Origin of the sequence: Peptoniphilus senegalensis JC140 (assembly GCF_000321025.1) — a bacterium.
Classification (GTDB): domain Bacteria; phylum Bacillota; class Clostridia; order Tissierellales; family Peptoniphilaceae; genus Peptoniphilus_A; species Peptoniphilus_A senegalensis.
In genome coordinates this window covers 207,028-220,059 of sequence record NZ_HE610717.1, presented here as the reverse complement: position 1 = coordinate 220,059, position 13,032 = coordinate 207,028, and the positions used below count along the sequence as shown (strand labels likewise).

Annotated in this window: 10 protein-coding genes; all 10 read right to left on the bottom strand. The window is 30.7% G+C overall.

The features are described from left to right. Window position 1: 1 nt before the first annotated feature. The 10 genes from acpP to PTSHG_RS01090 all read right to left on the bottom strand — a co-directional run bounded on the left by acpP (window position 2) and on the right by PTSHG_RS01090 (window position 12,936). Entirely contained in the window at window positions 2-226 is a 225-nt protein-coding gene (gene acpP, locus PTSHG_RS01140; RefSeq protein WP_019107095.1) for an acyl carrier protein, read from the bottom strand. After that, a complete protein-coding gene (plsX, locus tag PTSHG_RS01135) occupies window positions 223-1,209 on the bottom strand; it encodes a phosphate acyltransferase PlsX (RefSeq protein WP_019107094.1) in 987 nt (328 codons plus the stop codon). The genes acpP and plsX overlap by 4 nt, the downstream gene beginning before the upstream one ends. 180 nt (window positions 1,210-1,389) lie before the next feature. Next, the gene (nifJ, locus tag PTSHG_RS01130) at window positions 1,390-4,923 is read right to left on the bottom strand and encodes a pyruvate:ferredoxin (flavodoxin) oxidoreductase (protein ID WP_019107093.1); all 3,534 of its coding nucleotides are present in this window, start codon (window positions 4,921-4,923) and stop codon (window positions 1,390-1,392) included. A gap of 229 nt (window positions 4,924-5,152) precedes the next feature. Next, window positions 5,153-6,064, bottom strand: a complete 912-nt coding sequence (gene hprK / locus PTSHG_RS01125; protein ID WP_019107092.1) for an HPr(Ser) kinase/phosphatase — start codon at window positions 6,062-6,064, stop codon at window positions 5,153-5,155. Next, entirely contained in the window at window positions 6,054-7,916 is a 1,863-nt protein-coding gene (gene uvrC, locus PTSHG_RS01120; RefSeq protein ID WP_019107091.1) for an excinuclease ABC subunit UvrC, read from the bottom strand. The genes hprK and uvrC overlap by 11 nt, the downstream gene beginning before the upstream one ends. Continuing rightward, a complete protein-coding gene (locus PTSHG_RS01115; protein WP_026088811.1) occupies window positions 7,917-9,674 on the bottom strand; it encodes an aminopeptidase P family protein in 1,758 nt (585 codons plus the stop codon). Window positions 9,675-9,779: 105 nt separating this feature from the next. Next, entirely contained in the window at window positions 9,780-10,172 is a 393-nt protein-coding gene (locus tag PTSHG_RS01110; protein WP_019107089.1) for a hypothetical protein, read from the bottom strand. Between the two features lie 210 nt (window positions 10,173-10,382). Next, on the bottom strand, window positions 10,383-10,613 hold the full coding sequence (locus PTSHG_RS01105; RefSeq protein ID WP_019107088.1) for a hypothetical protein: 231 nt from the start codon (window positions 10,611-10,613) through the stop codon (window positions 10,383-10,385). Between the two features lie 566 nt (window positions 10,614-11,179). Next, window positions 11,180-12,556, bottom strand: a complete 1,377-nt coding sequence (locus PTSHG_RS01095) for a M56 family metallopeptidase (RefSeq protein WP_019107086.1) — start codon at window positions 12,554-12,556, stop codon at window positions 11,180-11,182. Then, window positions 12,553-12,936 (bottom strand): BlaI/MecI/CopY family transcriptional regulator, encoded by a 384-nt coding sequence (locus PTSHG_RS01090; protein WP_019107085.1) that lies wholly within the window; start codon window positions 12,934-12,936, stop codon window positions 12,553-12,555. The genes PTSHG_RS01095 and PTSHG_RS01090 overlap by 4 nt, the downstream gene beginning before the upstream one ends. Between the last annotated feature and the right edge of the window lie 96 nt (window positions 12,937-13,032).

The following is a 13,032-nucleotide window of genomic DNA, read 5'->3' as shown; positions in this document are numbered from 1 at the left end:
ATTAATCCAAATCCTCTACATAATCAATGACATCGCCAATAGTTTTAAGCTTTTCTAAATCTTCTTCAGAAACTTCTGTATCAAATTCTTCTTCAATGGTCATGACTAATTCAACAAGCTCAATGGAATCAGCATTTAAGTCATCTTGAAAATTCATGTTTTCATCAAGTTCATCAACATCTAGATTGAATTGTCCTGCAATAATTTCTAAAATTCTTTCTTTCATTTTTCTTCCACCTTATCTTTAATTTTTTTAACCACATTAGATTTTACTATATCAATTGCATACTTTGCAGCATTTTTTATTGCCTTGCTGTCAGAATTTCCGTGAGCTTTGATAATATTTCCATCAATTCCTAAAAGAATAGTCCCACCAACTTCTTTTGCGTCTAAATCTTTAAATTTCTTCATTAAAAATTTACTAAATACCATTTTACTATTATCGTCAAGCTCAGATTTTTCTATGCTATGAAAAACATTCTTTACAGCAAAATCAACAACTCCTTCAATAGATTTCAAAAGAATATTTCCATCAAAGCCATCACATACAACAATGTCGACGTCGTTATTCATTATATCTCTTGCTTCAATATTTCCAACAAAGTTTATAGAACTATCTTTAAGTATCTTATAAGTTTCTTTGTAAAGAGAGTTACCCTTCCCTTCTTCAGCGCCTACATTTAAAAGTCCAATCTTTGGATTTTCTATCTTATAATATTCTCTTAAAAAGATATTCCCAAGGTTCGCAAATTCTAAAAGAAGTTCGGGATTAGTGTCCATATTGGCACCAGAATCAATTACCATTGTATTTGATCTCATACCTGGAATTACCGTTGGGAGGACTGCTCTTTTTATTCCCTTAATTCTTCCAACGATTAAAAGCCCACCGGCTAAAAGTGCTCCTGTACTTCCAGCAGAAATAATCGCATCGGCTTTCTTTTCTCTTAATAAATTCATTGCTACAACAACAGAAGAATCTTTCTTTCGTCTAAGTGCAAAGGCAGGATCTTCATTATTCTCTATATTTTCTTTCGCATCAATTATTTCTACTTTGTCTATATTGTAATCTAGTTCTTGTAGATTTTCTTTAATAAAATCTTCTCTACCAACTAAAATAATGTCAGTATTAAATTCATTAGAGGCGTCGATTGCTCCTTTTATAATTTCGGATTTATTATCTCCACCATTTATATCAAAAATTAATTTCATTTCGACCTCCAGTAATAATTTTAATATATATCAAAAATTTAAAAAAATCAATGATTAACGATTAAGCTCTAATTATCAACTTATAAAAGTTTATCATAAATAAATAAAAAATTATACAAAAAACTCGCTCAATTTTTCTTGAGCGAGTCTAAATAATTATAAAATTTATGTTTTGTTAAATTATTCTTCTTCAGAAAGAGTTACATAACTTGCATATCTTTCTTTAGCATTTTCTTCTGCAACTTCGTAAAGCTTTTCTGCTCTTTCAGGGAATAACTTTTTAAGTGAAGTATATCTAACTTCTCCATCTAGGAATTCTCTAAATGGTTTTGTTGGCTCTTTAGAATCTAGTATGAATGGATTCTTTCCTTGAGCTTTAAGTTCAGGGTTGAATCTATATAGATGCCAATAACCTGTTTCTACAGCTTTCTTTTCTTCTTCTACTGAGAATCCCATTCCTACTCTAATTCCATGATTGATACATGGTGCGTAAGCAATAATTAGAGATGGTCCATCATAAGCTTCTGCTTCTTTAATTGCTTTAAATGCTTGGTTTTTATCTGCGCCAAGAGCAATTTGTGCTACATATACATAGCCATAAGTTGTAGCCATTAAACCTAAATCTTTTTTCTTAGTTAACTTACCAGCTGCTGCGAATTGAGCAATTGCTGCTGTTGGAGTTGACTTAGAAGCTTGACCACCAGTATTTGAATAAACTTCTGTGTCAAGAACAAGTACATTAATGTTTTCGCCAGATGCTAAGACATGGTCAAGTCCACCGTATCCAATATCGTATGCCCAACCATCTCCACCAATTATCCATTGACTCTTCTTAACTAAGAATCTTTCAAGACCTTGTAGTGTTTCGATTATTTCGTCGGCTTTATCATTACCAAATTTCTTATCCAAAACTTTTAATACATTTACACTTGCAGCTTTTGATGTCTTGTAATCTTCTTTACCTTCAATCCAAGCGTTAAATGCTTCATTTGCATCCTTATCAACATTAAGTTCGATAAATTCTTTCATTAGATTTTCAATTCTATTTCTTGTTTGTTCTTGAGATACTGCCATACCATATCCATATTCAGCATTATCTTCAAATAATGAGTTAGCCCATGATGGTCCATTGCCACAGTCATCTGTGCAATATGGCATTGATGGTGCAGATCCTCCCCAAATTGATGAGCAACCAGTTGCGTTAGCAATACTCATTCGATCTCCAAATAATTGTGTAACAAGTTTTACGTATGGAGTTTCTCCACAACCTGCACAAGCTCCAGAGAATTCAAGATATGGAGTTTGGAATTGAGAATTTTTAAAGTTATTTGGCTCAATATTTTCTTCTTTAGATTTAATATGTTCAGAAGCATATTCCCAGTTAGCCGCTTGTACTTCCATTTCATTTTCAAGTGGTGTCATTACAAGAGCTTTTTGTTTAGCAGGACACACTTGAGCACAATTTCCACAACCAGTACAATCTAATGGCGAAATTTGAATTCTATATTCATAATCTTCAAGTCCCTTACCGTTAGCCTTTTTAGTTTCAAATCCTTCTGGTGCATTTGCTTTTTCGTCTTTATCAACTAAGAAAGGTCTTATAACAGCATGAGGGCAAACTAATGAACATTGATTACATTGGATACAGTTTTCAATTTTCCATTGAGGTACATTTACTGCTATACCTCTCTTTTCGTAACGACTTGTTCCAGCTGGGAATGTTCCATCAGGCATATCAACAAAAGCAGATACTGGAAGGTCATTACCTTCTTGTCTATTCATTGGAATTAAAATGTTATTGATAAAGTCAGGTGCTCCTTTAATGTTAAAGTCCTTAGTAGTATCAGCATTTTTCCAAGAATCTTTTACTTCTACTTTTTTAAGAGCATCAATACCACGATCTACTGCTGCATAGTTCATGTTTACAATATCGTCCCCTTTAGCACCGTAATCTTTTACAATTGCTTTTTTAAGAAGTTTAACAGCTTCATCTATAGGAAGAACTTGAGAAAGGTTAAAGAATGCAGCTTGCATTACCATATTTGTTCTTCCACCAAGTCCAACTTCTGCAGCTATTTTAGTTGCATTAATTGTGTAAAATTCAATTTCATTATCAGCAATATATTTCTTCATATATCCTGGAAGATGTTCGTCAAGTTCTTCTTCACTCCAAATAGTATTTAGTAAGAACTTTCCACCTTTTTTAAGTCCTCTTAATAGGTCATAAGAATAAACATAGGATTGTTTTGAACAAGAAATAAAATCAGTTTCAGTTAATAAATAAGTTGAAGTAATCTTGTTTTTACCGAATCTCAAGTGAGACATTGTAACTCCGCCAGATTTTTTGGAATCATAGTCAAAATAACCTTGAGCGTACATATCAGTGTTATCACCAATAATCTTAATTGCCGATTTATTTGCACCAACTGTACCATCTGATCCAAATCCCCAGAATTTACATCTAATAGTTCCTTCTGGTTCTGTTGTGATTTCTTCTTTAATTGGAAGTGATTTATGAGTTACATCATCAACAATACCAATTGTGAAATCATTTTTAGGCTCAGATTCTTTAAGATTGTCAAATACAGAAAGAATATCTGTTGGGTTAGTATCCTTAGATCCTAGACCATAAATACCACCAACAATAAGTGGTTTTTTATCTGATTCATAGAATGCATTTCTAATATCTAAATAAAGAGGTTGTCCTTCTGCTCCCTTTTCTTTTGTTCTATCAAGAACTGCAATTCTTTCTACAGTCTCAGGAATTGCTTCCATTAAGTGTTTAACAGAGAATGGTCTATAAAGATGAACTTTGATAAGGCCTGTCTTTTCTCCCTTTGCATTTAAGTAATCTACAACTTCTTCAATTGTTTCTGTTGCAGAACCCATTGCTACAATAATATTAGTAGCATCTTTAGCTCCGTAATAATTAAATAAGTTATATTCTCTTCCAGTTAATTTAGAAATTTCTTTCATATATTCTTCAGTAATACCAACAATATCAGTGTAGTATTTGTTTGAAGCTTCAATTTCTTGGAAGTAAATATCAGGATTTTGTGCAGTACCTCTTACTTGTGGTCCCTTTGGATTTAAAGCTCTTTCTTTAAATTCTTTTACTGCTTCTTTGTCAACAAGCTTTGCCAAATCATCATAATTAAGTACTTCGATTTTTTGAACTTCATGAGATGTTCTAAATCCGTCAAAGAAGTGAACAAAAGGAACTCTACCTTTAATTGCAGATAAGTGAGCAACGCCAGCTAGATCCATTGATTCTTGAACAGAACCTGATGCTAAAAGAGCACATCCTGTTGCTCTTGCTGCCATAACATCTTGATGATCTCCAAATATTGAAAGTGCATGAGATGCTAAAGCTCTTGCTGCTACGTGGAATACGCCAGGAAGTAATTCTCCTGCTATTTTGTACATATTAGGTAGCATAAGTAATAAACCTTGAGATGCTGTGTATGTTGAAGTTAGTGAGCCAGCTTGTAATGCGCCATGAACAGCTCCAGCAGCTCCTCCTTCAGATTGTAACTCCTTAACCAATACTTCTTGTCCGAAAATATTCTTTCTTCCATGAGAAGCCCAAGCATCAATGTGCTCAGCCATTGGTGATGATGGAGTTATTGGGTAAATGCAAGCAACATCAGAAAAGGCATAAGCCACATGAGCGGCTGCTTCATTACCATCCATTGTTTTAAATGTTTTAGACATATTAGCCTCCTATTATTAATAATATAAATATTAACTAACTATACTGTTTATATTATAGAACTTTATTTAATAAATTTCAATAATATTATTAATAATGAACTTTCAAATATTTAAAAAATAGCGAAAAATGAAAGGCATTTCATAATGTGAAATCATATTTGTCTTGTAAAAATTTTATTTATCATTCATAAAAATAAATAAGAGCGTAATAATTTTACGCTCAATAATACTATTTTAATTTTTTTAACATTCTCTCATTTAATGCTAAGGCTGGATTATAACCTAATTCCTTCTGTTTATAATTTTTTGTAGCAACTTCTATTATAAGAGCTGTGTGTCTTCCTGGTTTAACTGGAATATCAAATTTTACCACATCAATTCCTAAAATGTTTTGATAATTGTTGTCCACTCCAAGTCTTTCATATTCCTTTGATTCGTCCCAATCTTCTAAGTTTACTACGACCTCTATTGCTTTTTCTTCCATTACAAATCCAATACCAAACATCTTTTGGATATCAATTATCCCTACTCCTCTGATTTCCATAAAATACTTTGTAATATCTGGAGACTTTCCTATTAGTTTTTTATCTATATTTTTTATGATAACTGAGTCATCTGAAATAAGCCTTGCACCATTTGAAATTAAATCAAGGGCTGTCTCACTCTTACCTATCCCACTTCTCCCAGTTATTAAAACTCCAATTCCAGATATATCCAACAACACACCATGCATTCTAGTAGTTGGTGCTAAGGCTTCATCTACGAAAGAAATAATTTTGCTGAAAATTTTTGATGTTGTATCTGGACTTCGCAGAATTGTAACATTATGTTTTTCTGCCAAAACTTTTGCCTGCAGAAATATTTCATTGTCTCTTGAAAATACAACTACAGGAATATTGTACTTAAATAATTTTTCTAATGTAGAATATCTTTCCTCGTCATCCAAAGAATTAATATAATGCCACTCTTGTGTGCCAATAAGCTGAATTCTATCTTTGACAAATTTTGAATAATATCCGCAAAGTTGAAGCCCTGGTCTATTAATATCGCTATTTTGAATTTCAATTTCTCTATAATCGCTTGACTGATGAACAATTTCAAAATTTAATTCTTCAACAATTTCTCTTAATTTAACTCCCATTATTTACACTCCTAAAATGTCTGTAAAGTGACTCTGCACTTTTTTCATTCATGGACTCAACTTCCATAAGTTCCTCGACACTTGCATTTTTTATTTTATCAATTGACTTAAAATGCCTTAACAAATTTTCCTTTCGCTTAGGTCCTATTAATTTTATATCATCAAGCTCTGACTTAAACATTGTCTTCGCTCTAAGATTTCTGTGATAGTTTATTGCAAATCTGTGAGCTTCTTCTTGAATTTTGTAAATCATTTTATAAGCTCTTGAGTTTAAATCAACATTAAATTCTTCATTATTATAAATTATTCCACGAGTTCTATGAAAGTCATCCTTTACAAGACCACAAATTTCTAAATTTAAGTTTAATTTTTCTAAAATTTCTTTGGCTACATTGACTTGACCCTTGCCGCCATCCATCATTATAAGGTCTGGGAAATTTGAAAAGGAAGAATTTATGTCTTCTTTTTTTTCTTCTACACCCCTCTTAAATCTCCTCTCAATTACTTCCTTTAAACTAGAATAATCATCAGGACCTATAACACTTTTTATTCTAAATTTTCTGTAATCGCTCTTCTTTGCATCCCCATCTTCAAATACAACCATTGAACCAACTGATTCTACACCTGAAATATTTGAAATGTCATAGGCTTCTATTCGCCTTGGTATTTCACTTAGACCAATTAAGTCTTTTATCTCTTCTAGTGCCAATCTATTCGACTCCGCTCGTTTTTTGTATTTGTCGCCATATTTTTCAATCATATCAAGAGCATTTCTCTTGACCATTCTAATTAATTCTTTTTTATCGCCCTTTATTGGAACACTTATGGTAACTTTATTCCCTCTTTTTTCAGTGAGCCAATCTTCCAAGACTTTAATATCCATTGGCTTTTCTTCTATAATAATTTCCTTTGGAATATAAGATGCCCCAATGTAAAATTGTTTTAAAAAGGAAGAGAAAATTTCCTCGTAGCTGTCATTGTAATAATCCCTTATCATATAATGCTCTCTGCCAATAATTTTTCCCTTTCTAAAAAAGAAAATTTGGATGAGGACTTCGTCAATTCCCTTTGCAAGGGCGATTATGTCCTTATCATCATGAGCTTCAGGATCACTTATAAGCTGTCTTTCCTTTAAATATTCTAAGTTTTTAATTCTATCGCGAATATCAGCAGCATTTTCATAATCAAGATTTCTCGAGTAGTCCATCATCTTTTCGTGAAGTTTATCTATAAGTTTATTGTCAGAACTAGAAAGGAAACTCAAAACTTCATCCACCATTACTTTATAATCTTCGTCTTTTACATTTCCAATGCAGGGACCTATACATTTACCAATGTAATAATTTAGACAAGGTCTATAATTTTTTTCTTCCACATTTTCAAGATTTAAGTTACAAGTCCTCAGAGGATAAATTCTCTCGAAGGTTTCAATTGATTCATTTACAGCAAAGACATCGGGATAGGGTCCAAAATATTTTGCCCCATCCTTTAAAATTCTTCTAGTCTTCATAACTCTAGGAAATCTCTCGTTTACCTTAACCTTTATATATGGATACTGCTTGTCATCACGCAAGAGAATATTGTATTTTGGGAGATTATCCTTAATTAAATTGGACTCAAGGACAAGAGACTCCACTTCATTTTCAACAATAATATACTCAAAATCATGGATTTTTGAGACCATGCTGGCAACTTTTTGGGAAGATTTACCATAAGAGCCAAAGTATTGTCTCACTCTCTTTCTAAGAGACTTGGCTTTGCCAACATAAATTATCTCATCTAATTCATTTTTCATTATATAAACCCCAGGTTTGTCTGGAAGCTTATCAAGCCTTTCTCTTAAATCTAACAATTATCTACTAACCTCTTTCGTTGCCTCTCTCAAATAATCTAAAACTTCTCCATGTAAATGTGGACTTAAGATTTCAAAAACTTCTCTGTGATAAGAATTTATAACCTCTATTTGCCTATCTGTAAGTAAATTTACATCAATTGCCTTGAGTTCAAATGGACAAAAAGAAATTGTCTTAAATTTATTAAAAACTGAATCCACAGTTTCAGAGTCAAAAACCACTCTCATGATGTTTTCAATTCTTATGCCATGCTTATTTTCCTTGTAGACACCAGGTTCATTGGAGACAATCATGTTTTCCTCCATCCTAACAGCCGGGTCTCTTGGAGAAATTCTGTGTGGTCCTTCATGAACTGAAAGGACAAAGCCAATTCCGTGACCTGTTCCGCATTTGTAGTCCATCCTATCTTGCCAAAGGGCATATCTTGCAATGCCATCTAAAGCTAAATCATAAGTTCCCTTTAAAAATACAGCATCCATTAAATCTATGTGACTCTTTAAAGTCATTGTGTAGTCGTGAATTTCTTCTTCTGTGAGTTCTCCCATAGCAATTGTTCTTGTTATGTCTGTTGTTCCAGAATAATATTGTCCACCTGAATCCACAAGGTAAAATCCCCTTGGCTCAATTACAGCTTGGTCATTCTCTCTGGCATGATAGTGCATCATAGCTGCATTTTTTCCATAGGCAGAAATCGTATCAAAGGAATTTGAAATATAAAGTGGATCTTCTGCACGCATAGAGTCAAGCATCACTCCTGCTTCATATTCGCCTATTTTATTTTTTACATTTTCCTTTAACCAACAGATGAACTTAAATAAAATTGCTCCGTCTCTTATATAAGTGTCCTCAAGATTTTTTATTTCAATTTCATTTTTTATTGCCTTTAGATTTTCTGAAATATTATTGCCAAAAATTATTTCATTTTTTTCGCAAATGCCTTTATAAATTTTTTCGTTAATTGAATTTGGGTCGAGGTAAATTTTTTTATCTTTATAAGATTTTATATAATCATAAAATTCTGAGTAATCTCTTAATTCAACAAAATCTGCAATTTCTTTTTCAATATTTTTTGTCTTTTCTCTATCAGTAAATAAAATTACCTTGTCACTTTCAATTATCATAAAAGAAATTAAAACTGGTGTGTCCTTTATGTCCATGCCACGAATATTTAATGTCCATGCAATATCCACAAGAGACGAAAGAACAGTCATGCCAATATTTTTTTCTTTTAACTTTTCTCTTATTTCAGAAATCTTTTCTTGAGCAGATTTTCCTGCATACTTTACATCTAATAAAAACGCATCTTCACTTGGCAAATCATACCTATCTTTCCAAAGTTCTTTTATTAAATCTATATCAATAATTTTAATATTTTTATTTTCTAATTTTTTTGAAATAGAAGCAAATTCTTGATGAGAAAAATACTCTGCATTAAGACCAAGTGTCATTCCTTCCTTAATATTTTCAGCTATCCACGCATCATAATTTAAGACTCCAGCTTGTCCCTGCTTTTTGAGTTCGAAGCCAAAATCTTTAATTTCCTTTGCAGCTTGGATAAAATACCTGCCATCAGTCCAAAGATATGCCTCGTCATTTGTAATGACAGCAGTTCCTTGCGATCCAGTAAAGCCTGTCACAAATTCCCTTTCCTTGTAGTAGTCTGGCAAGTACTCAGACCCATGAGGATCCTTTGATGGCACAAGATAAAAATCTATTTTATTTTCTTCCATTAAGTTTCGTATTTTATTTAAAATCACATAATCACTTCCTAAGTTATATATTATCACAAGAGAAAAATAGGGCAAAGAAAAAAGTCCGGTGAAACAATTTTCAACCGAACTTTCTCCTCTTTCTAATTTTTCTTATTTAAAATCTTTTAACTCACCATAAAAAGTTATTGCATTGGATTCCTTTTCAAATTTAATTACCTTATCATCTGATATGGCAAAATAAAAAGTCTTTCCATTTAAGAATATATATTTGTTAAAGTCATTGTCTTCTAGTTTGTATATCCTCTTGTCTTCATCTTCTTTAAAATTACCTTTCTCTATAAGACTTCCATTACAAAAGATATAATACACCTTTTCCTCAGTATCAAAGGACATTGAATAAAAATCTTTATTAAAACACACATAAGTTCCTTTCAAGAGGGGAACCATTGGATTTTGTAGTTTTTGCTGTAAAATAATTGTAGAACACAAGAGAACAATATTAAGAACAATTAAAATTTTAATTAGTAAGTTTTTTTTATTCATTAGAAAAATCCCCCATTTTATTTAAGCAATAAACTAATTATTTTTTCAAATTATATAATTAATGTTTTATTTATTTGGTTCCTTAGCTTTTTCATAATCAATCATAACAGTTTTTTCAACCTTAGTATATAAAAATATTTTATCTTTGTAAATCATTAAAAAGTTCGGCGAACTAATTTTCAACCGAACTTTCTTATTTTTCAAATTTTCTTATTTATTTGATTCAGTATAAATTTGCGTAGGTCCATCGGCACCACCGATCATTTCCAATTCGCCATCTCGAGTCATTTTTTTCCACTCATCATCAGAAATCTTTCGATTAATCAAGTTTTCCATTTGAGTTTTTGTCAAACCTTGATTCTCTTTTGCAATAGTTTTATTTAGAAAGAATCCTGCAAAAAATGACAAACATATAAGAAATATAGCTAAACCTTTCTTCAAAATATTACCTCCTTTTATAGATTTCTAGCATTTGTTGTTGTGCTAAATCGACTGCTTTCTCCCATAATATTTTTAAAATAAAAAGTAATATACAATACCCCACCATGTGTAACTAATATATACTAAAAGGAGTAGTATTATTATCAAAATACCTTTGATTATAAAATCTTTATTATTCTTGGAATTTTTCTTACTAAGATAAAAATCTATGGTTTTATATCCGCCAAATAAAATAGGAATGTTAATTATAATGCACATTAAATTTAGATAAGTATTTATAAATTTATCGGAACCTAAAAAATCAATATTATATTTACTGCCTAAGAATTTCAGGCTAACAAATAATATTAAACTTATTATTGAAATTCCATACATAATTTTTTTATTTGAGCGTCTATTTAATAAATAAACTAAAATTAAGTATATTATTATACTTATAATATATATTAAAAGCTGTTTTGTCCTCAACTTGTATCTCCTTTCAATGATTAATAAATAAGTTTACACTTTCTTACCTATTAACTTTGAAATATAATTATCACTATATTTTTTTATTTATCAATTTATTACTCCTCTTGCCACAAACTTATATTAATTTTATAAGTTATAGGTTTTACAGATTGATTTAATATAGTAACTTTATAATTAGATCCACGATCAAGCCTAATTTTTAAATTCTTTCCCTCATTAAATCTTGATTCATATATTTTTTCGCCATTTTCCACTATAAGCACCGTATAATCTATCCCCTTTTTAGAATGCATCTCACTTGTTTTAATTGTAAACCCCTTTTGATTATCCATTGAAAAGGACTGAAAATTAAATTTATAATCTATATGTTCAAAGGCTGGTATTATTTCTTTTTTCTTTACATATTTATCGCCAACATCATTTAATAATATTTCATCTAAATCTAGTTTTTCATACTCTTCATCTCTTATTTCTTCAACTCTATTGTCCACATTTACATAAACTTCTTTTATTCCATCTGTATCAGATATAACTTCATTTTCATCTACTTCTATGGCATTTGTAAACACTGGTATGTACAAGAATAATAAAAATATTAAAGTAAATGTACCTGACATTGTTTTTTTCCAATTTTTCATGGTCAACATCCTTTCCTTAGTTGGGCTTAAATTTAAGACAAATTTATCATTTTCCCTTTGCCTTTCTATCAATTTAAGCATTGACTGGCAATAATTTTTCCTATTTTCTAAGCTATCTCCTATTTTTTCTATAACTATTCTGTCGCAGTTTATCTCTATATCTTCTTCAAAATATTTTAAGCCAATTATTAAAAATGGATTATACCAATAAAGGCATATTATTAAATTTTTTAAGTGACTTAGTAAAATGTGAAATCTTTCTATATGCACTAACTCGTGAATAAATACATGGTCTAATAAATCCCAGTCTTTTAAAATATTTTTTTGTAAAATTATTTTGGGTCTAAATATTCCATAAGTTATAGGCGTGTCTATTTCATCATTTATATAAACCTTTACTTCTCTTTTTATCTTAAATTTTTTTAGAGAATTGTTTAAATGAGTTCTGTCCTTTAATTCAACAGAATTACTTAAGGCTTTTTTAAATTTTATAAATTGATACAGTGTATAGATAATGACTAAGCTTGATCCTACTATCCTATTAAACATAGATATTGATGGGAAATTATAGGTTATGTAAATTGCTGCTTGATTTATCAAAATTGAGGGTGCGAAAATTGTCTTTATAAATTTTGAAGCTTCATAGGTTTTTATACTAAATAAAATATCTTTTGGAAATATTAAATATATCAAAAGAAGAGTCCACAATATGATATTAGCACCCTTAATGCTTTTTAAGTTTAATCTCTTTCTAAAGAGTAAAATCAAAATTAATATTATAATTGATTTTAAACTTTTATAGAGGACTCCTGAACTGGCTATACCTATTCTCATTTTTCTTCCTTATCAAAATCTTTAAGAATATTTTTTATCTCTTTAATTTCTTCTTCGCTTATTTTATTGTCCTTTAAAAACGTCCTGCAAAAACTTATAAAGGATCCTTGAAATAATTTATCTATTGCTTCTTCCCTTTGTTTTTGCAAGGCTTCTTCTCTTGTAACAGTGGGTTTTATTGTGTACTTAGGATACCTTCTTGTAATTGCTCCCTTTTCTAATAACCTTCCCAAAAATGTGTAGCATGATGTTTTGCCCAAGTCATATTTTTCCTTTAATACTTTGGATAATTCTAGGGCTTGGATTTCTCCATTTTCATCTAGGCATTCCCCGTCCCACAAAACTTCCATTACCATAAGTTCTCCATTTGATAGTTCCATTATTATCACCTCATAACTTCATATTATTGCCCGCATTTATATTTTCATCTTGAGTATACGTTGCCACTTTATTTTTGTCAAGTTTTAATAATAGAA